The 26,017-nt window shown below is 64.3% G+C and carries 22 protein-coding genes; 10 read left to right on the forward strand and 12 right to left on the reverse strand.

The window, feature by feature from the left end:
• Positions 1-56: 56 nt before the first annotated feature.
• Complete coding sequence (locus NLM32_RS02775) at positions 57-722, reverse strand: OmpA family protein (protein ID WP_254127759.1); 666 nt, start codon at positions 720-722, stop codon at positions 57-59.
• Positions 723-866: 144 nt separating this feature from the next.
• Positions 867-2,396 carry a caspase family protein gene (locus NLM32_RS02780; RefSeq protein WP_254127760.1) on the reverse strand — a complete coding sequence of 510 codons (1,530 nt, stop codon included), beginning with the start codon at positions 2,394-2,396 and terminating at the stop codon, positions 867-869.
• Positions 2,397-2,765: 369 nt separating this feature from the next.
• On the opposite strand from NLM32_RS02780, the gene NLM32_RS02785 reads away from it, so the two are divergent.
• Positions 2,766-3,572 carry an N-acyl homoserine lactonase family protein gene (locus NLM32_RS02785; protein WP_254127761.1) on the forward strand — a complete coding sequence of 269 codons (807 nt, stop codon included), beginning with the start codon at positions 2,766-2,768 and terminating at the stop codon, positions 3,570-3,572.
• An 83-nt stretch (positions 3,573-3,655) separates the two neighbouring features.
• On the opposite strand, the gene NLM32_RS02790 is transcribed toward NLM32_RS02785, so the two are convergent.
• Positions 3,656-4,375, reverse strand: a complete 720-nt coding sequence (locus NLM32_RS02790; protein WP_375143621.1) for a methyltransferase domain-containing protein — start codon at positions 4,373-4,375, stop codon at positions 3,656-3,658.
• A gap of 90 nt (positions 4,376-4,465) precedes the next feature.
• Positions 4,466-5,008, reverse strand: coding sequence for a MarR family winged helix-turn-helix transcriptional regulator (locus NLM32_RS02795; protein ID WP_254127763.1), 543 nt, complete (start codon positions 5,006-5,008; stop codon positions 4,466-4,468).
• A gap of 110 nt (positions 5,009-5,118) precedes the next feature.
• Between NLM32_RS02795 and NLM32_RS02800 the strand changes: the two genes are divergently transcribed.
• The 5 genes from NLM32_RS02800 (at position 5,119) to fahA (ending at position 10,786) form a co-directional block, all read left to right on the forward strand.
• Positions 5,119-6,735: an FAD-dependent oxidoreductase gene (locus tag NLM32_RS02800; protein WP_254127764.1), complete on the forward strand. Its 1,617-nt coding sequence runs from the start codon at positions 5,119-5,121 to the stop codon at positions 6,733-6,735.
• An 8-nt stretch (positions 6,736-6,743) separates the two neighbouring features.
• A complete protein-coding gene (locus NLM32_RS02805; protein WP_254127765.1) occupies positions 6,744-6,974 on the forward strand; it encodes a DUF2783 domain-containing protein in 231 nt (76 codons plus the stop codon).
• A gap of 23 nt (positions 6,975-6,997) precedes the next feature.
• Positions 6,998-7,954: an MBL fold metallo-hydrolase gene (locus NLM32_RS02810; RefSeq protein WP_254127766.1), complete on the forward strand. Its 957-nt coding sequence runs from the start codon at positions 6,998-7,000 to the stop codon at positions 7,952-7,954.
• Positions 7,955-7,956: 2 nt separating this feature from the next.
• Positions 7,957-9,303: a homogentisate 1,2-dioxygenase gene (gene hmgA / locus NLM32_RS02815; RefSeq protein ID WP_254127767.1), complete on the forward strand. Its 1,347-nt coding sequence runs from the start codon at positions 7,957-7,959 to the stop codon at positions 9,301-9,303.
• A gap of 211 nt (positions 9,304-9,514) precedes the next feature.
• Positions 9,515-10,786 carry a fumarylacetoacetase gene (gene fahA / locus NLM32_RS02820; RefSeq protein WP_254127768.1) on the forward strand — a complete coding sequence of 424 codons (1,272 nt, stop codon included), beginning with the start codon at positions 9,515-9,517 and terminating at the stop codon, positions 10,784-10,786.
• A 132-nt stretch (positions 10,787-10,918) separates the two neighbouring features.
• Here fahA and NLM32_RS02825 read toward each other — a convergent pair whose 3' ends face one another.
• Positions 10,919-11,230 carry a DUF1272 domain-containing protein gene (locus NLM32_RS02825; protein WP_254127769.1) on the reverse strand — a complete coding sequence of 104 codons (312 nt, stop codon included), beginning with the start codon at positions 11,228-11,230 and terminating at the stop codon, positions 10,919-10,921.
• A 74-nt stretch (positions 11,231-11,304) separates the two neighbouring features.
• The gene (locus NLM32_RS02830; protein WP_254127770.1) at positions 11,305-11,784 is read right to left on the reverse strand and encodes an Lrp/AsnC family transcriptional regulator; all 480 of its coding nucleotides are present in this window, start codon (positions 11,782-11,784) and stop codon (positions 11,305-11,307) included.
• Positions 11,785-11,905: 121 nt separating this feature from the next.
• Here NLM32_RS02830 and hppD point away from each other — a divergent pair, with 121 nt between their 5' ends.
• Positions 11,906-13,024: a 4-hydroxyphenylpyruvate dioxygenase gene (gene hppD, locus NLM32_RS02835; RefSeq protein ID WP_254127771.1), complete on the forward strand. Its 1,119-nt coding sequence runs from the start codon at positions 11,906-11,908 to the stop codon at positions 13,022-13,024.
• Between the two features lie 149 nt (positions 13,025-13,173).
• Here the strand turns inward: hppD and NLM32_RS02840 are convergent, their stop codons facing one another.
• The 6 genes from NLM32_RS02840 to NLM32_RS02865 form a co-directional block, all read right to left on the reverse strand.
• Positions 13,174-13,827 carry a hypothetical protein gene (locus NLM32_RS02840; RefSeq protein ID WP_254127772.1) on the reverse strand — a complete coding sequence of 218 codons (654 nt, stop codon included), beginning with the start codon at positions 13,825-13,827 and terminating at the stop codon, positions 13,174-13,176.
• 131 nt (positions 13,828-13,958) lie between these two features.
• Complete coding sequence (locus tag NLM32_RS02845) at positions 13,959-14,489, reverse strand: MFS transporter (RefSeq protein ID WP_254127773.1); 531 nt, start codon at positions 14,487-14,489, stop codon at positions 13,959-13,961.
• Positions 14,490-14,564: 75 nt separating this feature from the next.
• The gene (locus tag NLM32_RS02850) at positions 14,565-15,677 is read right to left on the reverse strand and encodes a CaiB/BaiF CoA-transferase family protein (RefSeq protein ID WP_254127774.1); all 1,113 of its coding nucleotides are present in this window, start codon (positions 15,675-15,677) and stop codon (positions 14,565-14,567) included.
• 206 nt (positions 15,678-15,883) lie between these two features.
• Positions 15,884-16,684: a xanthine dehydrogenase family protein subunit M gene (locus NLM32_RS02855; RefSeq protein WP_254127775.1), complete on the reverse strand. Its 801-nt coding sequence runs from the start codon at positions 16,682-16,684 to the stop codon at positions 15,884-15,886.
• Between the two features lie 15 nt (positions 16,685-16,699).
• Positions 16,700-19,042 carry a xanthine dehydrogenase family protein molybdopterin-binding subunit gene (locus NLM32_RS02860; protein ID WP_254127776.1) on the reverse strand — a complete coding sequence of 781 codons (2,343 nt, stop codon included), beginning with the start codon at positions 19,040-19,042 and terminating at the stop codon, positions 16,700-16,702.
• 84 nt (positions 19,043-19,126) lie between these two features.
• Positions 19,127-19,612, reverse strand: coding sequence for a (2Fe-2S)-binding protein (locus NLM32_RS02865; RefSeq protein ID WP_254127777.1), 486 nt, complete (start codon positions 19,610-19,612; stop codon positions 19,127-19,129).
• A 344-nt stretch (positions 19,613-19,956) separates the two neighbouring features.
• Here NLM32_RS02865 and NLM32_RS02870 point away from each other — a divergent pair, with 344 nt between their 5' ends.
• The 3 genes from NLM32_RS02870 to NLM32_RS02880 all read left to right on the forward strand — a co-directional run bounded on the left by NLM32_RS02870 (position 19,957) and on the right by NLM32_RS02880 (position 26,016).
• Positions 19,957-21,996 carry a methyl-accepting chemotaxis protein gene (locus NLM32_RS02870; protein WP_254127778.1) on the forward strand — a complete coding sequence of 680 codons (2,040 nt, stop codon included), beginning with the start codon at positions 19,957-19,959 and terminating at the stop codon, positions 21,994-21,996.
• Positions 21,997-22,145: 149 nt separating this feature from the next.
• Positions 22,146-24,179, forward strand: coding sequence for a methyl-accepting chemotaxis protein (locus tag NLM32_RS02875; RefSeq protein WP_254127779.1), 2,034 nt, complete (start codon positions 22,146-22,148; stop codon positions 24,177-24,179).
• Between the two features lie 349 nt (positions 24,180-24,528).
• Positions 24,529-26,016: an MFS transporter gene (locus tag NLM32_RS02880; RefSeq protein ID WP_254135191.1), complete on the forward strand. Its 1,488-nt coding sequence runs from the start codon at positions 24,529-24,531 to the stop codon at positions 26,014-26,016.
• Position 26,017 lies beyond the last annotated feature (1 nt).

Genomic DNA, 26,017 nt, shown 5'->3' on the forward strand with positions numbered 1-26,017 from the left:
GGGAGCAAGACTTTACACCACATCACGACTTGTCACTGCAAAGGATTACGTCGTGGTCACTTCGATGCGGTGGTCTTGTTTTCCATATTCACGACCTGAACGCGGCGGTTCACCTCCGCCATCGGCTGGTTCGGATCCTTCAGCTTGCTCTTGCCGTAGCCGACGGTGACGAGGTCGGTGGCGGCAATGCTGTACTTCTCGACGAGGTAGCGCTTGATCGAATCCGCGCGGCGTTCCGACAGCTCCTGATTGTAGCCCTCGCCGCCGGCGGCGTCGGTATGCCCGGCGACCACGAAGGTCGAGCCCTTCAAATCGGGGCTGGTCAGTGCGCGGCCAAGCGCCTGCACCGAAGGCAGCGACTTGGTGCTGATGTCGGCCGAGTTGTAGTCAAAGGTGATTTCGAGATCGATATTCGGCTTGTCCTTGGCGGCCGAGGCGATCTCCTCGCGCTCTGTCGACGACAGCGAGCGCGTGGCGCGGCCGCGGACCGACTGGATCAGCTTGGTTTCCGCCGCGTTCGGCGCCGGATCGGCCTGCGGAGCGATCGAGAGGCCGCGGGTGAGGGGCTTCTTCGGCGGCGGCGCCAGCGCGCGGACGATCTCGTCCTCGGTGACGTTCTTGCTGTTGCCGTCGTCGCCGGCGAAAGCGGGCGGGAGCGTCAGTGCGGCGCCGATGGTGAAGATGGACAGGATCGCGGTCAGTCCCTTTGCAGCCAATCTCATTGCCAGTCCCTCCTGCGCGAGCCCGCGCGGTACCAAAATTCCTGCAAGTGGCCCCCACGGCAAGGCCGCCTGCGGCACCCGTTCTGTTAGTCTTGCCGGACCGCCGCGGGTTCGAGGCGCTGCCGGCCTCAAATCAAAAAAATATCAACGCACTCCGTAACTTGCGAATTCCTGCACGATGTTCGGGTCCATCGCTTTGGCATTGGCGACGTCGAGCGCGCCCTCCTGGGCGGAGCCGTTGCGCTGCTTCGCGACGCCCCGTCCATAGAGCGAAGAGGTCAGGCGCGGGTTGATCTTCAGCGCGGCGTCAAAATCGGCGATGGCGTTCTTTGCCGCCCCGGATTTGAGGTTCACCAGCCCGCGGCTGTCCAGCGCATCGACGAAGTTGGGCCGCAGCCGCAGCGCCTCGTTACAATCCTTCAGCGCGCCCTGGAGGTCGCCGACCACGGCACGGGTCCAGCAGCGGTTGTTCAGCGCCTCGACGTCCTTCGAATTGATCCGGAGCGTCTCGTCAAAATCCTTGATGGCAAGGCTGTAGGCCCCCTTGCTGGCATAGACCTGGCCACGCCGATACAGCGCATTCACATCGTCCGGATTGGCGGCGATCTTAGCCGTCAGGCCCTTGATGGTGGGATCCTCCGCCAGCGCGGACGCGCTCGGCCCACCATCTGCATTCGGCGACGGGGCGGGCTCGGCCGGTTTGGCCGGCGGTGTCGGCGGAGGCAGCGCAGCTTCAACCTGCGGCTTCGGCGCCGGCGGCGGTGACGGAGGTGCAGGCGGCGCCGGCGGATTGTTCGCAGCCACGGGCGGTGCTGCTGGCGGTGGGGCGGGCGGTGCCGGAGGCGGGTTGTTGGCGACCGCAGGCGGCGCCGGTGCGGGAGGCGCCGGTGGCGGGGTCGTCGCCGTCGGGCGCGATCCGGCTGCACCCGGAATGAACGAGAAATCCTCGGCGAGCGAGGACGAGATCCACGGCACCTGCTCGCCGCGCGAGGCGCGGGTGACGCCCATCTTAGTGCGGTTCAGCGTTTCCTCCGCCATCAGGTCGGGGACACGGATTTCCTTGAGCAGTTCCTGGACGAACAGGCTGTGGTCGCCGCCGGCGTCCGATACCACCGATGCCAGCGCCGCCGAATACATCACCAGGGTGCCGTTCGGCGCGATGACGGGGGTCAGGCCCGCCGAGAAGCTGCGGAACCGCCGTTCGAACGGATTGCGCCTGGAGGCATCGATCAGCGCGATCTTGACGCCCGCGCCGCGGGTGTTGAGCTCGCCCAGGATCGCTTCGATGCTGAACCCGTCGCGACGGACGTCGGACTCGGTCCAGATCTGCGCGTCGACCGGGATCATGTAGCTCTGGCGCGCCGACTGGATGCCGAACCCGCTGTAGAAGATCAGCGCCACCGAGCCCGGCTTGATCTTGCCGTAGAGCTTGTCGAAGGCGCGGCGCATAGCGTCGCCGGTCAGGTTCTCGCCGACCTCAACGGTAAAGCCGTCGCGCTTGAGTTCGTCGGCGACGTCGCGAGCATCGTTGAGCGGCTCCTTCAGCGGGCTGTCGGCATCCGGGTATTTGGCATTGCCGATGACCAGCGCGTAGCGGTCGCCGGCCGCGTGCGACGGCGCGGTCGGGATGAGCGAGAGGAGCAAGGGCAGAAGAAAAAGGAAGCGAATTTTCATAATCAGCGCGGTCCAGCCAAAAAGGCGCCGTTCCCAGCTTGCGCCGCGGCGACCTTAACTTACGCAAAGTGCATTATCAAACCGGGGAGTGGAGGCGTCAACCGCTTGGAGATTCGGCACTATCGCGACAATTGACCGCGACGCAGGGGCAACTCGCGAGGGGAATAAATCGGCGGTCACGGCTCTCCTCGACGCGTTCTCGTTCAGGGTTCCGGCCGTCATGTTAGGCCGGCACTCGCGACGAAAATGTGATTGGTCTCACATTGCGCCCTGCGTCCATCGCGGGCTCAGGCGTTTGACCTTTATGGTGGGCAATGGCTTGGTGCGCGGCAGGTCCATTCAGAAAAAGCAAAAGCCGGGATCAAGATCATGGGAAACGCCTACGAAATCTACGCTCTTCGCTATGCGACGATGTCGCCGCGCACCCCCAGCATGAATTTTCTGGCGCCCGACCCGCATGACAGCGCGGCGCAGGATCTCGACTACTTCGTTTGGCTGATCCGGGGGCAGGGGCGCGATATTCTGGTCGATACCGGTTTCAATGCCGAGGAGGCTATCTCGCGCGCGCGCAAGCTGACGCTCAATCCGGTCGATGCGCTGGAGCGTTTCGGCGTCGCCGCGTCGAGCATTCGCGACATCATCGTGACGCATCTGCATTACGATCACGCCGGCAATCTCGATCGCTTCCCGAATGCGCGCTTCCATCTCCAGGAGCGCGAGATGGCTTACGCCACGGGCCGCTGCATGTGTAACGGACTGCTGCGACATCCATTCTCGGTCGAGCACGTCACCCAGATGGTGCGCCATGTCTACGGCGAGCGCGTCAATTTCTATTCCGGCGACGGTGAAATCGCGCCTGGTGTCACCGTGCACCGCGTCGGCGGCCATTCGGACGGCTTGCAGGTGGTCAAGGTCGAGACCGCGCGCGGTCCGGTGGTGCTGGCGTCAGACGCTGCGCATTACTACGCCAATCTGCAACGCCGCAGCCCGTTCCCGATCGTCTACAATGTCGGCGACATGGCCATGGGCTGGGAGACGATCGAACGTCTCGCCGGCCATCCCGACCGGTTCATTCCCGGCCACGATCCGATCGTGACCGAGATTTATCCGCGCGCCAGCGACAAGGTCGACGCCTGGGCATTGCATGTGCCGCCGACGCGGTCGTTCGCGAAGTGACGGAGCCAGGGCGCGTCCGTGTAAGTCCTGAGCGCAGCGGACATCAGGCGGTGAGGCGAGATTCGCGGGCGGCGGGCGTGATGTCAACGAGCGCCGGCAGGATCCTCGCAAGCAACGACATCGCGGGGAGATCTTCGAGCCGCTAGCTCCGGCGGAGAGAATACCGCCAGGTATCCTGCGTCCCCCGCGAGCTTGTATGCGGCAACCTCGCGATAGCCGACGGCGGTCAATTCGCAGCGCAAGAGCTCAATTGGCGTGCCATGCTTCGACGTTGGAAGCTCAAGATCGACAATTCCGACCCGCGCACCCTGCTTCAGGGCGGGCGCGAGATTGTAGAGGAAGGCATAGGGTTGGGCGATCTCGTGATACATATGCACAAGGATTGCGGCGTCCAGCGAGGAAGCGGGCAGACGCGGGTCGTGTGGTTCGCCGAGCGCAAATTGCACGTTCGTCAACTTCAGAAGTTCTGTTCGCCTGGCGAGTTCGACGAGGTAATCCCGCGTGACGTCCTGGGCAATGACAGAGCCGGCGGGGCCGACGAGGTGCGAGAGCCTGACCGTGTGGTAGCCACTGCCTGCTCCAATGTCGCCGACTGTCATGCCTGGTTTCAGTTCAAGAACGCGTGCGATTTGACCGGCCTCATTGAGGGCGTCGCGGCGCTCTTCGGCGGAGCGGCGTGGGCTGACGATCCGTGCGACAGGGCGCTGCGGTGAGGGAAACTCGCTTGCAGCGACTCCAGGGGGAGCCAGATAACCTATGTCAGCGGCGCATGCGCGAGTTGCGGCAAACGCCACAAATAGCATCGCCATATACGCCACTGCCGTCACGGGCCTACCAAGTTTTTTCAACCGGACTCCCACAAGCCGACGTCTGCGCCTCTATGCGTGCGCGCCCTAATACGCCTGCTTCGCATCTGCCTCTTCGCTGGTCTGGATCAGGTCGAGGCTGTCCTCGATCTTGCCGAGCAGCGCGGAGAGTTGCTTGCGCTCCTGCGCGGACAGGCAGGCGAGGATTTCGTCTTCCCGTCGCAGCAATTGCGGAAACAATTCCTCGTACAGTGCGCGGCCTTTCTTCGTCAGTTGCAGGCGGAATTCGCGGCGATCGGCTTCGTTCTCGACCCGCTCGATCAAGCCGTCATGCAGCAGCGCCGTCACTGCGCGGCTGATGGTGGATTTGTGCGTGCGGGTGCATTGCGAGATGTACTGCGCGCTGCAGGCATCGTTGCGGAAGCCGAGCGTGGCAATGACGCGCCATGCCGGAATGTCGAGGCCGTGACGTTCCTGATATTCGACCGCGAGCGCGGAACTGACCTCCGCCGCGAGCCGGTTGAGGCGGAACGGCACGAACTTGAACAGATCGAGCCGTGACTTTGGCCGCGGCGAAGCCTCATCGGCCTGCCGTGTCTTCAACGCGATGTCGCTGGATGTCCTCGCCAAGGGGCGCGCTCCGAATTCCAGTTGACGGCCGGCCGGCTCCGGTCCAAAATAGTTGCACGTGAGACTATCTAGCAGATCAGTCCTCCCCTGACCAGAGCCGAGGTTAGTGTATGGCGCAGGCCAATACGCATCAGGCCAAAACCCAGTTCGGCTATCGCCGCCACCCCGATCAGGATCGCCCCGGTCAGAATCCGGCCGAGCATCCGGTCGTGGTCGTTGGCGCCGGGCCCGTCGGGCTATCGCTGGCGATCGATCTCGCCCAGCGCGGCCAGCGCGTCGTCCTTCTGGACGATGCCGACCGCATCGGCGAGGGCTCGCGCGCGATCTGCTTCTCGAAGCGCTCGCTGGAATATTGGGACCGGCTCGGCGTCGCCGACCGCATGGTCGACAAGGGCGTCGTGTGGAGCGTCGGCCGCATCTTCCACGGCGAGTCCCAGCTCTATCAGTTCAACCTGCTGCCGGAGGACGGCCACAAGCGGCCGGCCTTCATCAATCTCCAGCAATATTACGCCGAGGCCTATCTGGTCGATCGCATCGGCGATCTGCCCGCGGTCGACCTGCGCTGGCGCAACAAGGTCACGTCGGTCGAACAGCGCAACGATTCCGTCGCGCTTACGATCGAGACACCCGAAGGCGCCTACCGCCTGCATGCGCAATATGTCGTTGCCTGCGACGGCGCGCGTTCCTCGCTGCGGCAGATGGTCGGCGCCGAGTTCGCGGGACAGGTGTTCGAGGATCAGTTCCTGATCGCCGACGTGAAGATGACGGCGGAATTCCCGACCGAGCGCTGGTTCTGGTTCGATCCGCCGTTTCATCAGGGACGTTCGGCGCTGCTGCACCGGCAGCCTGATGACGTCTGGCGCATCGATCTCCAGCTCAATCGCTATGCCGATCCCACAGTCGAGAAGAAGCCGGAGAACGTGCGGCCGCGGATCGCGCGCATGCTCGGGCACGACAAGTTCGAGTTCGAGTGGATCTCGCTTTACAAATTCCAGTGCCGGCGGATGGATCGCTTCCTCCATGGCCGCGTGATCTTTGCCGGCGATTCCGCGCATCAGGTCTCGCCCTTCGGCGCTCGCGGTGCGAACTCGGGACTGGAAGACGCCGAAAATCTCTCCTGGAAGCTCGACCGCGTGCTGCGCGGCACCTCGCCTGCGAGCCTGCTCGAAAGCTACCATGTCGAGCGCAGCCTGGCGGCCGATGAGAATATCCGCGAATCCACCCGCTCGACCGATTTCATGGCGCCGAATTCGCATCAGGAAGCCCGGCTGCGTCAGGCGGTGCTGTCGCTGGCCAAGGAAACCGAGTTCGGCAAGCGCATGGTCAACGGCGGAAGGCTGTCGGTGCCATGCAGCTACGACACGTCACTGTCGTCACCGGATGCGGAGGCGTGGAGCGGCGGACCCTCGCCCGGTTGCTCCATGCCGGACGCACCCATTGGCCAGCAGGCCTATCTGACGGATGCGTTCCGCAAGGGTGGAACGGAGTTTACCCTGCTGTCGTTCAGCAATGGCGCGGCGATCGATACGCCCGATGGCGTCAAGGATATCCGCATCGGCGGGGAGGGCGGACTTGCCGATCCCTCCGGCTTTGTCGCGAAGCGTTATGACGCCGAGCCGGGCTCTGCCTATCTCCTGAGGCCCGACGGCTACGTCGCCGCGCGCTTCCGCCATCCGACGCGTGCGGCGATCACGGCGGCACTGTCGCGGGCCGCAGGCTTGAATTGAGGTTTCGCATGCCGCTTTCCACCAGCTCCAATTTTGCGCGACCCGATGATGCCTTTCGCGCCGTCGTCGAGGCGCATCGCGGCCTTACTGACGAGCAGAGCGCCGATTTCGACGCCGCGCTGGTTTTGATCCTCGCCAATCACATCGGCGACATCGACGTATTGCGGGAAGCGCTCGCGCTGGCGAGACGCCGCATGATCGACGGCCAGCAGCAACAACAGCAACAGCAACAGCAATAACCCGACACTTGAAGGACGAACTGATGGCGAAGAACTTCGCATCCACCGGCGATCTCTCCGAGAAGAAGATCACCTTCTCCGAGATCGGCACCGATCTCTACGCCTTCACCGCCGAGGGCGATCCGAACACGGCGATCATCGTCGGCGACGACGGCTGCCTCGTGTTCGATGCGCAGTCGACGCCGGCGATGGCCAACAAGGTGATCGAGCGCGTCAAAACCGTCACCGACAAGCCGATCAAATATGTCGTGCTGTCGCATTATCACGCCGTACGCGTGCTCGGCGCCTCCGCCTACAAGGCGCAGGGCATCGTCGCCTCGCAGGAGACCCATCGTCTGATCGAGGAGCGCGGCCAGCAGGATTGGGATTCCGAGTATGGCCGCTTCCCGCGCCTGTTCCAGGATGCTGCCAGCATTCCCGGCCTGACCTGGCCGACGCTGACCTTCGAAGGCGAGATGTCGATCTACCTCGGCAAGCGCGAGGTGCGGCTGATGCAGCTCGGCGCTGGCCACACCTCCGGCGATATCGTCGCCTGGGTGCCGGACGCCGAAGTGATGTTCTCCGGCGACCTCATCGAATATCACTCGGCCTGCTATTGCGGCGACGCGCATCTGCGCGAATGGCCGCTGACGCTGAACGAGATCCGCAATTTCAATCCCAAGGCGATCGCGCCGGGCCGCGGCGATGCGCTGAGGGGCACAGCCACCGTGCGCGAGGCCATCGCGATGACGCGCGACTTCGTCACCTCGCTCTATGGCGCGGCCGAAGTCTCGGTCGCCAGGGGCCGGACGCTGAAGGAATCGATGGCCGCGACGCGCGAGGTGATGGATCCGAAATTCCACAGCTTCGCCATCTACGAGCACTGCCTGCCGTTCAACGTCTCGCGCGCCTATGACGAAGCGTCGGGGATCGACGATCCCGTGATCTGGACCGACAAGCGCGACCAGGAAATGTGGGCGGCCCTGCAAGGAGGAGGATAGTCATGAACATCAATACCTCGCCTGATCAGATCATCCGGAGCTCGGCGCAGGTGACGCCGGGCTACATGTCCGGCTTCGGCAACAGTTTTGAGACCGAAGCGCTGCCGGGCGCGCTGCCGATCGGGCGCAACTCGCCGCAGCGCTGCGCCTACGGGCTTTACGCCGAGCAGCTCTCGGGCTCGCCCTTCACCGCACCGCGCGGCACCAATGAGCGCTCCTGGCTCTATCGCATTCGCCCCTCGGTGAAGCATTCCGGCCGTTTCGAGAAGGTCGATGCCGGCCTGTGGCGCTCGGCGCCGTGCCACGAATATGATCTGCCGATCGCGCAATTGCGCTGGGACCCGACGCCGCTGCCGAAGGAGGAGGTGACCTTCCTCCAGGGCGTGCAGACCATGACAACGGCCGGTGACGTCAACACTCAGGCCGGCATGGCCGCGCATGTCTATCTCATCACCAAGTCGATGGTGGATCAGCACTTCTACAATGCCGACGGCGAACTGATGTTCGTGCTTCAGCAGGGCAATCTTCGCGTCGTCACCGAGTTCGGGCGCATCGATGCCGAGCCCGGCGAGATCGTGGTGATCCCGCGCGGCGTGAAGTTTCGCGTCGAGATCCCGAACGGTCCGGCGCGCGGCTATCTCTGCGAGAATTACAGCGGCGCCTTCACGCTGCCGGAGCGCGGGCCGATCGGCGCCAATTGTCTCGCCAATGCCCGCGACTTCCTCACACCGGTCGCGAACTACGAGGATAAGGACACGCCGACCGAGCTGTTCGTGAAATGGGGCGGCTCGCTGTTCAAGACCACGCTGCCGCATTCGCCGATCGACGTCGTCGCCTGGCATGGCAATTACGCGCCCTACAAATACGATCTGCGCACCTTCTCGCCGGTCGGCGCGATCGGCTTCGACCATCCCGATCCCTCGATCTTCACGGTGCTGACCTCGCCGTCGGAGACCGCGGGCACCGCGAATATCGACTTCGTCATCTTCCCCGAGCGCTGGATGGTCGCCGACAACACCTTCCGCCCGCCCTGGTATCATATGAACATCATGAGCGAGTTCATGGGCCTGATCTACGGCGTCTACGACGCCAAGCCGCAGGGCTTCGTGCCGGGCGGCAACAGCCTGCACAATTGCATGCTGCCGCACGGCCCGGACCGCGACGCCTTCGAGCATGCCAGCAACGGCGAGCTGAAGCCGGTCAAGCTCACGGGCACGATGGCCTTCATGTTCGAAACCCGCTACCCGCAGCGCGTGACAGCGCATGCCGCGAATGCGTCGACGCTGCAGGACGATTACGCGGATTGCTGGAAGGGGCTTGAAAAGCGGTTCGATCCGAACAAGCCGTGAGATTTCTTACCCTCCCCTGGAGGGGGAGGGTCGTTACGCATGTAGCGAAGCGAAATGCGTAGCGGGGTGGGGGTGACGGTCTCTCCGCAGGAAACACTGCCCGTGTTGAGAGATCACCCCACCCCGTCTCATATTTCGCTGCGCTCAATATGAGCCGACCCTCCCCCTCCAGGGGAGGGTGACACCGTCACCGCTGCGCCACGGGAAACCAATGCCCCACCCCAACGATCCCAGCCTCCGCTCCTTCATCGACATCGACCCTGCCTCCGACTTCCCGATCCAGAACCTACCCTATGGCGTGTTCTCGACCGCGGCCAATCCGACGCCGCGGGTCGGCGTTGCGATCGGCAGCTATGTGCTCGATCTCTGGGAGCTCGAGCAGGATTCCCGGCTCGATGTCGGTCCGCTCGGCGTGTTCTCCGGCCCCTCGCTCAATCCATTCATGGCGCTGGGGCCGAAGGTCTGGAGCAAGACACGGGCGCGGATCAGCGAGCTGCTGCGCCACGATCACCCGGAACTGCGCGACAACGAGGAGCTGCGCAAGCAGGCGCTGGTGCCGATGCGCGATGCGAAGCTGCATCTGCCATTCACCGTTTCCGGCTACACCGATTTCTATTCGTCGAAAGAGCACGCCACCAATGTCGGCGTGATGTTCCGCGGCAAGGACAATGCGCTGCAGCCGAACTGGCTGCACATGCCGATCGCCTATAACGGCCGCGCCTCGACTGTCGTCGTGTCAGGCACCAGGGTGAAGCGGCCACGCGGGCAGTTGAAGCCGCCGAATGTCGACGTGCCGAGCTTCGGGCCGTGCAAGCGGCTCGATTTCGAGCTGGAGATGGGTGCGGTGATCGGCCAGCCGTCGCCGATGGGCGGCATGCTCACGGAAAGCCAGGCCGAAGAGATGATCTTCGGCTTCGTGCTGCTCAACGACTGGAGTGCGCGCGACATCCAGCAATGGGAATATGTGCCGCTCGGGCCGTTCTTGGCGAAAGCGTTCGCGACCTCGATCAGCCCCTGGGTGGTGACGCGCGAGGCGCTGGAGCCGTTCCGGCTGAAGGGGCCGGCGCAGGAGCCGGTGCCGCTGGATTATCTCAAGCAGGCCAAGCCGCAGAACTACGATCTCGAGCTGGACGTCTCCTTGCGTGCCGCCGGCGCCAATGCGCCCGCCGGCATCAGCCGGACCAATTTCAAATACATGTACTGGTCCTCGGTGCAGCAGCTGATGCACCACGCCTCCTCCGGCTGCGCCATGAATGTCGGCGATCTCCTCGGCAGCGGCACCATCTCCGGCCCGGAGAAGAACCAGCGCGGCAGTCTCTTGGAGATCAGCTGGAACGGCACCGAGCCGGCCGAGCTGCCCGGTGGCGCCAAGCGCTCGTTCCTGGAGGACGGCGACAGCCTCGTGATGCGCGGCTGGTGCCAGGGCAACGGCTATCGCGTCGGGTTCGGTGAGGTCGAGGGGACGATTTTGGCGGCGGAGTGAGTTGCGAGCTCAGTGCCGTAGGGTAGGCAAAGCGACTTGTCCGCCATAGCTCGAAGAGCGACGGCGGAAGCGTGCCCACGATATCGATGACGTGGGCACGGCGCTAACGCGCCTTTGCCCACCCAACGAGACCTATCGCTCCTCCGGCGCCACGTTCCTGACCCGCGCGCAATGCGCCGCGACGTCGTCTAGGCTGTATTTCAAATGCACCCGCTTGTCCGAGGGCGCCTGCTTGCTCGTGCAGACGCCCGGCCGCCATTCCTGCGTCGGGCGGATCGGGCGCGGGGCAAAGCCGCCGCCGCAGTTCGGGCAGACGTTGGAGAGCTTTGTCTCCACGCAATCCGCACAGAACGTGCATTCATAGGAGCAGATCCGCGCATCCGTTGCGCTTGGCGGCAGGTCGCGGTCGCAATATTCGCAGTTCGGTCGCAGCTGGAGGGCCATGGGTGAATCTCCGCAAATTGGGCCCGATCATCGCAGATCGCGCCAGCGACGCGAATGGCGTAGTTCCCTCGATTTCAGCCAGCTTTCAAATCCTTCAGCGGCAGCCGCGAGCTTTCCTTGAGCCGGTCGAGCACGATCGATGAGCGCACATGCGCCACGCTCTGATGCGGCATCAGCACGTCGTTGACGAGATTGGAGAGTCCCTTGAGATCGCGCAGCACAGCCTTGAGCACGTAGTCGGCGTCGCCCGTGAGCGAATAGGCCTCCTGGATCTCGTCGATCCGGTTCACCAGCGCGCGAAAGCGTTTTGAATTGTCCGGCGAATGGGTCGCAAGTCCCACCTGGATGAAGGCGATCACGCCGAAGCCGAGCGCCTCGCTGGAGAGGTCGGCGTGGTAGCCGGCGATGACCTTCTCCTCCTCCAGCCGCATCCGGCGGCGCGAGCATTGCGAGGCAGACAGGCCGGCGAGTTCGGCAAGCTCCTGGTTGGTGAGGCGGCCGTCATCCTGGAGCGCGCCGAGGATCTTGAGGTCGAAGGCATCTACCGAGATCATGCGTCTTTTATCCACTTCGTGCACGGATCGTGCATAAGATAGCCAAATCGTCGCCTATTTGCACGCTCATTGCGCGGATGATGAAGGATAATTCTTTCCAGCAGCAATCTGGGAGAACACCATGGGTCCGTTTCCGCACGATGCACCGCCGGCCACGATCAGCGCCGACAATCCGATGGGCACCGACGGGTTCGAGTTCGTCGAATACGCGCACCCCAATCCGCAGGAGCTGCACGATCTGTTCAAGCTGATGGGCTACGCGCCCGTCGCGCGCCACAAGACCAAGAGGATCACGGTCTATCGCCAGGGCGACATCAACTATCTCGTCAACGAGGAGCCCGGCACCCACGGTTACGAGTTCGTCGCCGCGCACGGCCCCTGCGCGCCGTCGATGGCGTTCCGCGTGGTCGATGCGAAGGCGGCCTACGACCGCGCGATTGCGCTTGGTGCGGAGCCGGCGGACGCGTCATCCGCACAGAAGACGCTCGACGTGCCCGCGATCAAGGGCATCGGGGGCAGCCTGCTTTATTTCGTCGATCGCTACGGTGCCAAGGGCTCGGCCTATGATACCGAATTTGAGTGGCTGGATGCGCGCGACCCGCGGCCCCACGGTGCCGGCCTGTTCTATCTCGACCATCTCACCCACAACGTTCATCGCGGCCGCATGGACGTTTGGACGGGCTTCTACGAAAAGCTGTTCAACTTCCGCCAGATCCGTTTCTTCGACATCGAGGGCCGCGCCTCGGGCCTATTCTCGCGCGCGTTGACCAGCCCGGACGGCAAGATCCGGATTCCGATCAACGAGGATGCCGGCGATTCCGGCCAGATCGAGGAATATCTGTCGATCTACCGCGGCGAGGGCATCCAGCACATCGCCTGCGGCTGCCGCGACATCCATCACACCATCGAGGGGCTGCGCGATGCGAGCCTGCCGTTCATGCCGTCGCCGCCCGAGACCTATTTCGAGCGGATCGATGCGCGCCTGCCCAAGCATGGCGAGGACGTCGCGCGCTTGCAGAAGAACGGCATCCTGATCGATGGCGAGGGCGTCGTCGACGGCGGCCAGACCAAGGTGCTGCTGCAGATCTTCTCGGCCAACGCGATCGGCCCGATCTTCTTCGAGTTCATCCAGCGCAAGGGCGATGACGGCTTCGGCGAGGGCAATTTCAAAGCCCTGTTCGAGTCGATCGAGGAAGACCAGATCCGTCGCGGGGTGCTGAAGGTGGATACGGCGGCGTAAGGCGTAGACGTCAGGCACTTCTGCCGTCACGCACACTGCCGTAGGGTGGGCAAAGCGCAAGCGTGCCCACCACTATTGGTTGCTTCAGAAAGACCGTGGGCACGGCGCTTCGCGCCTTTGCCCACCCTACGAGAGCGAGTTCGCCAGCTCTAGCGCGACGACCCTGCCACCGCAGCATCCGTCGTGGCACTCCGCCGCTGCTCCACTCCCTCAGGCATTCGCATCACCATCGTGGCGAGGATGCTGACCGCGCCCATGGCGACGACGTACCAGACCCATGACAGCTTGTCGCCCGTCGCCCCGATGATCCCCGTGAACACGAGCTGCGCCGTGCCGCCGAAGATGGTGACGCCGAGTGCGTAGGCGATCGACAGTCCGGAGGTGCGGACGATCGCGGGGAAGATCAGCGGGATGAGGATGATGCCGGCGCCGCCGGACATCGCATGGAACGCCATCAGCACGGCGACGGTGACCACGTACACGGCCGGCGAGCCCGACGACACCACCAGGAGCAACGCGGGGTAGAACAGCAACGTCACGATGATGCGCGGGACCACGGCGATGGTCTTCAGGCTGTACCTGTCCGCGAGCGCGCCACCGAGCAGCGCGAAGATCGTGCCGCTCACGAAGGTGGCGAAGTTGGCCGTCATCGCCCAGCTCTGGCTGTAATGCAGCGTGTTGATGGCGTAGGTCGCGGTGTAGAGGAAGAAGTACTGGCCGATCGTCGCGCCGGAGATCAGCAAGATGCACAATACGATCTTGCCCCAGTGGTTGGCGAGGATGTCGGAGAGCACGCCGCCCATGGTGCCATGGGCCTCCTCGGCATCCAGCGTCTCATCGAGATTCTTGCGGATGAAGTAGCCGACCGGCGCAATCAGGATTCCAAGCAGGAAGGGAACGCGCCAGCCCCAGCTGTCGTTGGCGCCGGGCGTGATCAGAAATGCCAGGCCAAGGCCGACGAGCGCAGAGAACAGGCTGCCCAGGTTCTGGCTGGCGAGCTGCCAGCTTCCGAAGAAACCTTTGCGGTGCGAGGCGCGCTCTCCAGCAGATAGGTCGTCGCCGGCCCCATCTCGCCACCGGTCGAAAAGCCCTGCAGCAACCGCGCGAGCACCAGCAGGACCGGCGCCAGCAATCCGATCTGGTCGTAGGTCGGCAACAGGCCGATCATTCCGGTGCCCAGCGCCATTAGCCAGATGGTCAGCGTCATCGCGGGCTTGCGGCCGTAGCGATCGGCATAGGCGCCGATGACGATGCCGCCCAGCGGTCGCGCCACGAAGCCGACGCCGAAGGTCGCAACCGTCAGCAGCAGGCTTGTGTTCGGATTGTCCGCCGGAAAGAACGCCTTGGCGAGCCAGACGGCAAAGGCCGCGTAGACCGTGAAATCATAGAATTCGAGCGCGTTGCCGAGAATGGCTGCGCCGACGCGCATGGTCTGGGAGGGACGCGGACGGTCAGTCTGGTTCACGGGAAGCACCTTGTGTCACTTGTTTGAAACGCGAAGTGACGCAAAAGGTGCCTTGTGGCAACCCGCAAGAGTGCCTTAGCGGCCCGCTTTCCACGCAGCGGTGACCGCTGCGATCTCCGCGCCTTCCGGTTCGCGAACCGTCGACGGCGTACGCGAGAAGCGCGGGGCCGGCGCCGGCTGTTTCACCCCGTGGCGCTCGATGAAGACGTCGCGGGCGACCATGTGCGGATGCTCGGTCGCTTCCGACATGGTCAGCACCGGCGCGAAGCAGATGTCGCTGCCTTCCATGATGTTGCACCAATCCTCGCGCGTCTTGCTCTTGAACACGGCCTTCAGCTTCTCCTTCAGCGCGGGCCATGCCTTGGGGTCCATCTGCGCATCGAAGTCGGCGTCGGTGAGGCCCGCATGCTCGCGCAGCAGCGCGTAGAACTGCGGCTCGATCGAGCCGATCGAAACGAAATGGCCGCAGGCGCATTCATAGACGCCATAGAAGTGAGCGCCGCCGTCGAGGAAGTTGCGGTTGCGACCCTCGGTCCAGCGTCCCAGCGTTTTCATGTCGAAGAAGAACGACATCAACGACGCCGCGCCGTCGCACATCGCGGCGTCGACCACCTGGCCCTTGCCGGACTTTGATGCTTCCAGCAGTGCGGCGAGCACACCGACAACGAGATAGAGCGCACCGCCGCCGAAATCGCCGACCAGATTGAGTGGCGGCACCGGGGCCTCCCTGGTGCCGATCGCGGCCAGCGCACCGGTGATCGAGATGTAGTTGATGTCATGGCCGGCGGCATTCGCCAGCGGGCCTTGCTGGCCCCATCCGGTCATGCGGCCGTAGACCAGCTTTGGATTGCGTGCGAGCACGACATCCGGCCCAAGCCCGAGCCGCTCCATCACGCCGGGACGAAAACCTTCGACCAGCGCGTCGGCGCTGGCGAGCAGGTCGAGCACCTGCGCGATGGACGTCTTGTCCTTGAGATCGAGCTCGATCACCTTGCGACCACGGCCTGCCACCGACTTCATGCTCTTCTTCGCGCCGACGCGGTCGAGCGTGACGACCTCCGCACCCATGTCGGCCAGCATCATGCAGGCGAACGGGCCCGGTCCGATGCCGGCGAATTCGACGACGCGGAAGCCCGCGAGAGGGCCGGAGGTGCGGACGGATGTGGTCTGGGCTGGTTTGTCGAGCACGTTGTTGTTTCCTCGGGTCGCGGGCAGATGCCGATGGTTCGGCTGGCGCCTCTGACGTTCCTCTCTGGGGCGAGTTAATTGGCTGATTAACTTTTCTCGCCTTCACGCCAGCGAGGCAAGCGCTTTTCATGCATGGGCGCATAATAAAAGCGGCGCACATTGCTGCGCGCCGCGGAAGATTTGTGTTGAGTCGCTAGGTCGCGATGTTAGCCGGCGGCAGCCACCGCGCGCTGTGCCATCACCTTGATCAGATTGGCGCGGTACTCTGCCGTGCCGTGGATATCGGCCAACAATCCGCTCGCCGGAATGTTGACACTGTCGATCGCCGACGGCGACCAGTTCGCCTTCAGCGCGGCTTCGATCGCACCAACCCGCATCACGCCGCTCTGCGAGGCGCCGGTGGCGGCGACGCGGATCTCGCCCGACTTCGTCTGTGCGACGAAGACGGCGGTCAGCGCGAAGCGCGAAGCGGGATGCCGCATCTTGGCATAGCCTGCTTTCGCGGGGACCGGGAACGACACGGCGGTGATGATCTCGCCGTCTTCAAGCGCCGTCGTGAACAGGCCCTTGAAGAAATCCTCCGCCGAGATCGATCGTTTGTTGGTCTTCACGGTGGCGCCGAGCGCGAGCAGCGCGGCCGGATAGTCCGCGGCCGGATCGTTGTTGGCGATCGAGCCGCCGATCGTGCCGCGGTAGCGCACGGCGGGGTCGCCGATCAGCGATGCCAGATAGGCGACCGCGGGGATTGCCTTCTTCGCGGCATCGCTGGTCGCCACATCATAATGCGGCGTGGCGGCCTTGATGGTCAGCGTGTCGCCCGAGGCCTCGACGCCGATCAGCTCCTTGATCTTGCCGAGGTCGATGACATCGGAGGGGCTCGCGAGCCGCTGCTTCATCACCGGCAGCAATGTCTGGCCGCCCGCGAGCAACTTCGCTTCGCTGCTTTTTCCGAACAGGCTGGCAGCTTCGTCGACCGAGGAAGCACGATGATATGTGGTCTGGTACATTTTCGTTCCTCCCTCTCAAGCCGCGTGGATCGTGCGCCACACCCGATCCGGGGTCGCGGGCATTTCCAGATTGTTCTTGCCGATCGCATCCGTGATCGCATTGATCACGGCCGCAGAGGCGCCGATTGCGCCGGCCTCACCGCAGCCCTTGATGCCCAAGGGATTGCCCGGGCACAGCGTCGTGGTGTGGGAGAGATTGAACGAAGGCACATCGTCGGCGCGCGGCATGGCGTAGTCCATGAACGAGGCCGTCACCGGCTGGCCGTTGCCGTCGTAGATGGCGTGCTCGAGCAGCGCCTGTCCGATGCCTTGAACCAGGCCGCCATGGACCTGGCCCTCGACGATCATCGGGTTGATCAGCCGGCCGAAATCGTCGGCCGCGACGAAATTGACGAAAGAGGTCTTGCCCGTCCCAGGATCGACCTCGAGCTCGCAGATGTAAGCGCCGGCCGGGAAGGTGAAGTTGGTCGGGTCGTAGAAGGCGCTTTCCTTCAGGCCCGGCTCCATTCCGTCAGGCAGATTGTGTGCGGTGTAGGCCGCGAGCGCGACCATCGGCAGCGCAATCGCCTTGTCAGTGCCCGTCACCTTGAACTCGCCGTTCTCGATGACGATGTCGGCTTCCGAGGCTTCGAGCGCGTGCGCAGCGATCTTCTTGGCCTTGGATTCCATCTTCTCCATGGCCTTCAGGATCGCGGTGAGACCAACGGCCGCCGAGCGCGAGCCGTAGGTGCCCATGCCGAACTGCACCTTGTCGGTGTCGCCATGGACGATCGAGACCTGGCTGATGGGAACGCCGAGGCGATCCGCGACGAGCTGGCAGAACGTGGTCTCGTGGCCCTGGCCGTGGCTGTGCGAGCCCGTGAGGATCTCGATGGTGCCGACCGGGTTGACGCGGACTTCAGCGGATTCCCACAGACCGACGCCGGCGCCCAGGCTGCCGACAGCCTTCGACGGTGCGATGCCGCAGGCCTCGATGTAGCAGGAGACGCCGATGCCGCGCAGCTTGCCTTGCGATTTCGCTTGCGCCTTGCGGGCGGCGAAGCCGGCATAGTCGATCGCCTTCATCGCGGCGTCGAGCGAAGCATTAAAGTCGCCGGTGTCATAGGCCATGATCACGGGCGTCTGGTGCGGGAACTGGGTGATGAAGTTGCTGCGGCGCAGCTGGGCCGGATCGACCTTGAGCTGCCGCGCCGCCGTCTCCATCAGACGTTCGATCAGGTAGCTCGCCTCGGGACGGCCCGCGCCGCGATAGGCATCGACCGGCGTGGTGTTGGTGTAGACGCCGATCACCTCGGCATGAATCTGCGGGATGTTGTACTGGCCCGACAGCAGCGTCGCGTAGAGATAGGTCGGCACCGACGACGAGAACAGCGACATGTAGGCGCCGAAATTCGCGTAGGTCTTCACCTTCAGGCCGATGATCTTGTTGCTGGCGTCGAATGCCATCTCGGCATGGGTGACGTGGTCTCGGCCATGCGCGTCGGTGAGGAAGGCCTCGGTGCGGTCGCCGGTCCATTTCACGGGACGGCCGACCTTCTTCGAGGCCCACAGTGCCACCATCTCCTCCGGATAGATGAAGATTTTCGAGCCGAAGCCGCCGCCGACGTCGGGGGCGATCACGCGCAGCTTGTGCTCGGGGGCGATGTTGTAGAACGCCGACAGCACCAGGCGGGCAACGTGCGGGTTCTGCGAGGTCGTATAGAGCGTGAAGTGTTCTTCCGCCGCGTCGTAATCGGCGATCGCCGCGCGCGGCTCCATTGCGTTCGGAGCGAGGCGGTTGTTGGTGACGTCGAGCTTGACGACATTGGCGGCCTTGGCGAAGGCGGCGTCGGTCGCGCCTTCATCGCCGATCACCCAGTCATAGACCTGGTTGCCGGGGGCTTCGGGATGAAGCTGGGGCGCGCCGGCCTTGATCGCGGCATGGACGTCAGCGACCGCGGGAAGTTCCTCGTAATCGACGACGACGGCTTCCGCCGCGTCGCGCGCGAGATTCTTGCTGTCGGCGATCACGACCGCGACGGCCTGGCCGACGAACCGCACGGTCTCCGGCGCCATCGCCGGCCATGCGCCCATCTTCATCGGGCTGCCGTCCTTGGAGGTGATGGCCCAGCCGCAGATGAGGTTGCCGACCTTGTCGTCGACCAGCTCTTGTCCGGTTAGCACCGCGACCACGCCCGGCATCTTCAGCGCGGCGGAAGAGTCGATCTTCTTCACCTTGGCGTGCGCGTGCGGGCTGCGGATGAAATGGGCATGGGTCATGCCCAGCAATTTGATGTCGTCGACGTACCGGCCCTTGCCGGTAATGAAACGCTTGTCTTCCTTGCGCACGACGCGCGCGCCGATGCCTTCAACACCCATGTCTGGTCCTCCCGACCGGAATTGTTTTGACTGCGCTTTCCCTCGAAAGCCGCAGCGGTGGTTCTTTATTCGAGGCGAGCCGCTTTACTCGGCCGCCTGCGAGACCTTCATGCGTCCGGCTGCATCCAGCACGGCTTTGACGATGTTGTGGTAGCCGGTGCAGCGGCAGATATTGCCTTCGAGCTCGTGGCGCACGGTGGCTTCGTCGAGCTGGCCACCATGGCGTTGCACGATGTCGATCGCCGACATGATCATGCCCGGCGTGCAATAGCCGCACTGCAGGCCGTGATTGTCGCGGAAGGCAGCCTGCATCGGGTGCAGCTCGTCGCCCTTGGCGATGCCTTCGATGGTGGTGACGTTGGCGCCATCAGCCTGGCCGGCCAGCATGGTGCAGGACTTCACCGCCTTACCGTCCATATGGACGACGCAGGCGCCGCACTGGCTGGTGTCGCAGCCGACATGGGTTCCGGTGAGGTTGAGATGGTCGCGCAAGAGATGGACCAGCAGCGTGCGGTCCTCGACGTCGACAGCAACGGCCTTGCCGTTCACCGTCAGTTTGACTGTAGACACGGTTGTAGTCCTCCCGGGATGATTTTGATTGTTTCTAATTAGAGACCGTCGCCCCCGGGCTTGGCAACTAGGATTTTGGTCGCTCCGGTCATGGAAAAGTCATTTGATTCCGGCGGACGCAGGATGGTTTGCGGGCGGGCCAGGCGATCCCCGGACGGTGTGGCCGGGCCCGGGTGGGATGCCAGCCGTCATCCCAAGCGGTCGGCCTTTGGCCCATGACGCCTCGGGTCGCGCGAGGTGTGCCAAATTTACCGCCCTTTATTCATTGTGCCCTAGTTTTGCGCATCCGGGTCTGGGGGCGGGGCGCCTCCGGTCGCGGCTGAAGAGAATAAATGGGGGTTGGAATGTCCGGGCGTACCGCGTCGCCGTCTAAGCGCAGCTTGTTTCCGACCCTCCGGTTTCGCGCCAAGATCATCCTCGGCTTTGCCGCAGTGCTGGTGATCTCCGCCGGCAGCATGGCCTTTGCCTATTTCGGCTTCGAGCGGGTCTCATCCGGCGTCGGGTCCTACCGCTCGAGCGTCTCGGAGGCCGATCTCGCCCGTAATATCGACCGCGAGCTGCTCGGCTACCGCTCGGCCGTCAAATTTTTCGTCGTCACCGGCAAGGAAGAAGACGCCAAGGCGGCGCTGGATGCCGAAGCCAGCCTGAAGGCTGCCATCGACCTGGCCGTCAAGAGCGCCAAGACGTCGGCGCGGCAGGACGGCCTCGACAAGCTCGCCAAGGAGTTTGCGAATTTCGCCGCGACCTTCGCCAAGGTCCTCCAGGCCAAGCGCGACAGCACGCTGCTGGTGCAGAACCAGCTCTCGCGCCAGGCCAATCTGCTGAAGTACAAGCTTGATGACATCGGCAACAACGCCTCCGATTCCGAGGCGCAGTCGATCGAGTTCGGCACCAAGCAGGTCAACGCCCAGTTCCAGACCGCGAGCGCAGCGGCGACCAATTTCGTGCTGACGTCAGACCAGGCGATCGCGACCAGTGCGCTGGCGCGGCTGAAATTCGTCGAGAACTCGCTCGGCGCGGTCTATTCCATGGACGACAAGATCGTCGCCGGCCTGAAGGATGCCAAGACCATCCTCGTCGCCTACCGCGAAGCGCTGGAGAAGCTGATCGCCAACGCCAAGATGGTCGACGAACTCGTCACCGAGATGAGCGGCTCGGCGGGCGCGATCCTGCGCGGCGCGACCGCGATGAAGGCGGATCTGGTTGCCGAGCAGCAGCGGCTCGATTCGGAATCGGCCGCGACGATCGGGAAGACCGAGCAATTGGTGCTGATGCTGGCCGTCGGCGGCACGCTGCTCGGCGCGATCCTCGCCTTCCTGCTCGGCACCGGCATCTCGCGGCCGATGATCGCGATGTGCAAGGCGATGCGCGAGCTGGCCTCGGGCAATTTCGATGTCGTGCTGCCGGGCTTGGGGCGCAAGGACGAGATCGGCGAGATGGCCGGCGCGGTCGAGGAGTTCAAGGTTCAGGCGGTCGCCAAGGCGGAGCGCGATGCCGCCGCCAGCGAAGCCCAGAACCGGGAGCAGGCCGCAAGCCGCCGCGGCGAGCTGATCCGCTTTGCCGATGATTTCGAGAGCGCCGTCGGCGCCATCGTGTCCAACGTCTCGGCTTCCGCCGTGCAGCTCGAATCCTCGGCCTCCACGCTGACCCGCACGGCCGAGACCACGCAGGCGCTGTCGAGCCAGGTCGCCGGTGTCTCCGAGCAGGCCTCGAGCAATATGCAGTCGGTCGCAACCGCGACGGAAGAGCTCTCGGCTTCGGTCGAGGAGATCGGCCGTCAGGTCCGCGACTCCAGCCGCATTGCCGAGGCTGCCGTGGTGCAGGCCAAGGAGACCGATGGCCGCATCGGAAAACTCTCCCATGCCGCCCAGCAGATCGGCGAGGTGGTCAAGCTGATCACGGCGATTGCCGAGCAGACCAATCTACTGGCGCTCAATGCCACCATCGAGGCGGCCCGCGCCGGCGAGGCCGGCCGCGGCTTCGCGGTGGTCGCGAGCGAAGTGAAATCGCTGGCCAGCCAGACGGCGAAAGCCACCGACGAGATTTCCTCGCACATCACGGGCATGCAGGGCGCCACCGCCGAGTCGGTCGCCGCGATCAAGGAGATCGGCGCGACCATCGGCCAGATCTCGTCGATCTCGACGTCGATTGCGAGTGCCGTCGAGCAGCAGGGCGCCGCGACCCAGGAGATCGCGCGCAGCGTCCAGACCGTCGCGCAGGGCACCCAGACCGCCGCCACCGACATCGGTCAGGTCAATCGCGGCGCGGCTGAGACCGGCTCGGCCTCGGAAGAGGTGCTGAACTCGGCGAAGACCCTGTCGTCCGAAAGCACCCGCCTCCGCGCCGAGCTCGATCGGTTCATGGCGAACATCAGGGCGGCGTAGGGGCAGCCGCCCCGCGTCACCTAACCGCAAGTTGCGGCAGCGGTAAATTTACCGCGGCTTATCCTTTGCCATTTACCGTGCATTTGAGTCGGGGAGCGGGCTGCTTCCCGGCTGCGCCTGGTTTTCCGCGAATGGAATGGGGTGGGGGAATGTCTGCGAAGTCAAAGCCGAGCTCATCGAAGCTCTTCACCTTGCGTTTTCGTGCAAAAATCATCCTCGGCTTCGTGGCGGTGCTGGCCATCCTCGCCGTCAGCATGGCATTCGCCTATTTCGGCTTCGAGCGAATCGCGGGTGCCGTCGCGTCCTACCGGACCAGCGTGGCGAAGGCAGACCTGGCGCGCACCATCGATCGCGAACTGATCAGCTATCAGGGGCTGACCCGGGCCTACACGCTGACCGGCGCGGCGGACGACGAGACCGCGGCCAAGGGGGCCGAGGAGAATCTGAAGGCGGCGATTGCCAAGTCGATGTCGGCCACGACGGGGGCGGCGCGACGCGAGGAGGTCGGCAAGCTCGAGGCCGAGTTCCAGCGCTTCGCAAAGGTGTTCGGCGAGATCATCACGCTGACGCGCGAGAACAACAAGATCGCGACCGATGAGCTGAACAGCGTTGGCAACAAGATCCGCTTCAAGTTCGACGACCTCGCCGACACTGCGGCGCTCGCCGGCCTCGCCTCGGTCCAGACCACGGCCAAGGACATCACCTCGCAATATCTCGCGGTCTCCACCTCGGTCAGTGCCTTCGTCGCCAAGCCGGAGCCGAAGACCGCCGACGGTGTGGTCGCCCGCATCAAGTTCCTGGAGACGCTGCTGGTCTCGATCTACGCCAACGACCAGAAGATCACCGACCGTGTCACCGAGATCGGCGGTCTGCTGAAGCAGTACCGCACGTCGTTTGCGAAGCTTTCCGACAACGTGAAGATCATCGTCAAGTCGAACGGCGAGATGACCAAGACGGCCGCGTCCATTCTGAAGCTCTCGGGCGAGTTGCGGTCGGACCTGTCGGCCGATCAGCAGCGGATCGAGGCGAGCGCCAATGTGACGATCGCGGAAACCGAGCGGTTGATGCTGATGCTGGCGCTGGGTGGCCTCGCCATCGGTGCCGTGCTGGCCCTGATGCTCGGCAATGGCATCTCGCGGCCGATGATCGCGATGTGCAAGGCGATGCGCGAGCTGGCCTCGGGCAATTTCGATGTCGTCCTGCCGGGCCTTGGCCGCAGGGACGAGATCGGCGAGATGGCCGGCGCGGTCGAGGAGTTCAAGGTTCAGGCGGTCGCCAAGGCGGAACGCGATGCCGCCGCCAGCGAAGCCCAGAACAGGGAGCAGGCCGCAAGCCGCCGCGGCGAGCTGATCCGCTTTGCCGATGATTTCGAGAGCGCCGTCGGCGCCATCGTGTCCAACGTCTCGGCTTCTGCCGTGCAACTCGAATCCTCGGCCTCCACGCTGACCCGCACCGCCGAGACCACCCAGGCGCTGTCGAGCCAGGTCGCCGGTGTCTCCGAGCAGGCCTCGAGCAATATGCAGTCGGTCGCAACCGCGACGGAAGAGCTCTCGGCTTCGGTCGAGGAGATCGGCCGTCAGGTCCGCGACTCCAGCCGCATTGCCGAGGCTGCCGTGGTGCAGGCCAAGGAGACCGATGGCCGCATCGGAAAACTCTCCCATGCCGCCCAGCAGATCGGCGAGGTGGTCAAGCTGATCACGGCGATTGCCGAGCAGACCAATCTACTGGCGCTCAATGCCACCATCGAGGCGGCCCGCGCCGGCGAGGCCGGCCGCGGCTTCGCGGTGGTCGCGAGCGAAGTGAAATCGCTGGCCAGCCAGACGGCGAAAGCCACCGACGAGATTTCCTCGCACATCACGGGCATGCAGGGCGCCACCGCCGAGTCGGTCGCCGCGATCAAGGAGATCGGCGCGACCATCGGCCAGATCTCGTCGATCTCGACGTCGATTGCGAGTGCCGTCGAGCAGCAGGGCGCAGCGACCCAGGAGATCGCGCGCAGCGTCCAGACCGTCGCGCAGGGCACCCAGACCGCCGCGACCGACATCGGTCAGGTCAATCGCGGCGCGGCTGAGACCGGCTCGGCCTCGGAAGAGGTGCTGAACTCGGCGAAGACGCTGTCGAGCGAAAGCACCCGCCTCCGCGCCGAGCTCGATCGGTTCATGGCGAACATCCGCGCGGCGTAGGGGCTCGGACCGCGCTATTTGCTCCGATGTCATCCTGGCGAAAGCCAGGACCCATTACCCCAGGGAGAAGTTGCCGCGTGAGCTGGTAATTCCGGGTCTTCGCCAAACCACTTCCTGCGGTTATCGGTCCCGGATCTTCGCTGTGCTCGTCCGGGACGACAGCGGAGTTAGGTGCGCGAGTCTCATTTCCTCAAACGTTCCCTTGAACTCCTGCTGTCCGCGAATGTGTCATCTTTGCGGGTCGAGCCATGCATCTGCCCGGACGCAGTTCCCAAGGGAACCGGCCCTTGCCGCAGACGTTGTCGCAGGTGGCAGGCGGAATGCCGCACCCCCATGACCCAGCAACGTGATGGAATTGCAGCAGAGCCGAGCGCTGAACGATGGACCTGCAGTCTCGACGGCGGCCGCGACCGATCGGATCGTCGAGACCAGCATTCCCGCGCGGCTCGATGCGCTGCCCTGGAGCGGCTTTCACACCCGCGTGGTGCTGGCGCTTGGCATCACCTGGATCCTCGACGGGCTTGAGGTGACGTTGGCCGGCGCGCTCTCAGGTGCGCTGAAGCAGAGCCCGACACTGCACTTCTCCAACCTCGATCTTGGTGTTGCCAACTCGGCCTACCTCGCCGGCGCCGTGCTCGGCGCGCTCGGCTTCGGTTGGCTGACCGATCGCATCGGCCGCAAAAAGCTGTTCTTCATCACGCTCGCGCTCTATCTCTCCGCGACGGCCGCGACCGCGCTGTCGTGGAATATTGCAAGCTATGCGCTGTTTCGCTTTCTGACCGGCGCCGGCATCGGCGGCGAATACACGGCGATCAACTCGACCATTCAGGAACTGGTGCCGGCGCGCTACCGCGGCTGGACTGATCTCGTCATCAATGGCAGCTTCTGGATCGGCGCGGCGATGGGCGCGGTCGCCGCCATCGTGCTGCTTGACCCAGCATTGATCGGCCCCGATCTCGGCTGGCGTCTTGCCTATCTCATCGGCGCGACCCTCGGTCTGGTCGTGCTGTTGATGCGGATGTGGATTCCGGAAAGCCCGCGCTGGCTGATGATCCACGGTCGCCCCGATCAGGCCCACGCGATCGTCGACGACATCGAGCGTTCGGTGATCGGGCATGATCAGGATGCGAGCGATCGAGGCTTCGCCAAGATGCGGCTGAAGATGCGCGATCACACCCCGATCAGCGAAGTCGTGCACACGCTGTTTGTCACCTATCGCCAGCGTTCGCTGGTCGGCCTGGTGCTGATGGTCGCGCAGGCCTTTTTCTACAATGCGATCTTCTTCACCTTCGCGCTGGTGCTGACCGATTTCTACGGCATCAGCGCCGATCATGTCGGCTGGTACCTGCTGCCGTTCGCGGCCGGCAACTTCCTCGGCCCGCTGCTGCTCGGCCGCCTGTTCGACACGCTCGGCCGCCGCGCGATGATCATGTTCACCTATGGTATCTCCGGCCTGCTGCTGGCGCTGTCAGGTTATCTGTTCTCGATTGGCGCTTTGAGCGCGCAGGGGCAGACCATCGCCTGGATGGTGATCTTCTTCTTTGCCTCGCCTGCGGCGAGCGCCGCCTATCTCACTGTCAGCGAAACCTTTCCGCTCGAAGTTCGCGCGCTGGCGATCGCCGTGTTCTATGCGGTGGGCACCGGCATTGGCGGGGTGGCTGGCCCCGCGCTGTTCGGCGCGCTGATCGATACGGGATCACGCAACAGCGTGTTCGCCGGCTATCTGCTGGGGGCTGTCCTGATGATCGCGGCTGCGATCGTGGCGTGGCGCTACGCCATCTCGGCGGAGCGCAAATCGCTCGAACAAATCGCGCGGCCGCTGGCTTCTATGGAGTAGA

This window comes from Bradyrhizobium sp. CCGUVB14 (assembly GCF_024199935.1).
Lineage (GTDB): Bacteria > Pseudomonadota > Alphaproteobacteria > Rhizobiales > Xanthobacteraceae > Bradyrhizobium.

Coding starts and splice junctions, on each gene's coding strand:
- fahA (WP_254127768.1), top strand. CDS start 9,515: ATGCCCCACCCCAACGATCCCAGCCTCCGCTCCTTCATCGACATCGAC.
- NLM32_RS02805 (WP_254127765.1), top strand. CDS start 6,744: ATGCCGCTTTCCACCAGCTCCAATTTTGCGCGACCCGATGATGCCTTT.
- NLM32_RS02800 (WP_254127764.1), top strand. CDS start 5,119: ATGGCGCAGGCCAATACGCATCAGGCCAAAACCCAGTTCGGCTATCGC.
- hmgA (WP_254127767.1), top strand. CDS start 7,957: ATGAACATCAATACCTCGCCTGATCAGATCATCCGGAGCTCGGCGCAG.
- NLM32_RS02830 (WP_254127770.1), bottom strand. CDS start 11,784: ATGATCTCGGTAGATGCCTTCGACCTCAAGATCCTCGGCGCGCTCCAG.
- NLM32_RS02810 (WP_254127766.1), top strand. CDS start 6,998: ATGGCGAAGAACTTCGCATCCACCGGCGATCTCTCCGAGAAGAAGATC.
- hppD (WP_254127771.1), top strand. CDS start 11,906: ATGGGTCCGTTTCCGCACGATGCACCGCCGGCCACGATCAGCGCCGAC.
- NLM32_RS02785 (WP_254127761.1), top strand. CDS start 2,766: ATGGGAAACGCCTACGAAATCTACGCTCTTCGCTATGCGACGATGTCG.
- NLM32_RS02860 (WP_254127776.1), bottom strand. CDS start 19,042: ATGGGTGTTGAAGGCATCGGCGCGCGCGTCGTGCGCAAGGAAGACAAG.
- NLM32_RS02855 (WP_254127775.1), bottom strand. CDS start 16,684: ATGTACCAGACCACATATCATCGTGCTTCCTCGGTCGACGAAGCTGCC.
- NLM32_RS02775 (WP_254127759.1), bottom strand. CDS start 722: ATGAGATTGGCTGCAAAGGGACTGACCGCGATCCTGTCCATCTTCACC.
- NLM32_RS02840 (WP_254127772.1), bottom strand. CDS start 13,827: ATGGGCGGCGTGCTCTCCGACATCCTCGCCAACCACTGGGGCAAGATC.
- NLM32_RS02880 (WP_254135191.1), top strand. CDS start 24,529: ATGGAATTGCAGCAGAGCCGAGCGCTGAACGATGGACCTGCAGTCTCG.
- NLM32_RS02875 (WP_254127779.1), top strand. CDS start 22,146: ATGTCTGCGAAGTCAAAGCCGAGCTCATCGAAGCTCTTCACCTTGCGT.
- NLM32_RS02780 (WP_254127760.1), bottom strand. CDS start 2,396: ATGAAAATTCGCTTCCTTTTTCTTCTGCCCTTGCTCCTCTCGCTCATC.
- NLM32_RS02825 (WP_254127769.1), bottom strand. CDS start 11,230: ATGGCCCTCCAGCTGCGACCGAACTGCGAATATTGCGACCGCGACCTG.
- NLM32_RS02790 (WP_375143621.1), bottom strand. CDS start 4,375: ATGCTATTTGTGGCGTTTGCCGCAACTCGCGCATGCGCCGCTGACATA.
- NLM32_RS02870 (WP_254127778.1), top strand. CDS start 19,957: ATGTCCGGGCGTACCGCGTCGCCGTCTAAGCGCAGCTTGTTTCCGACC.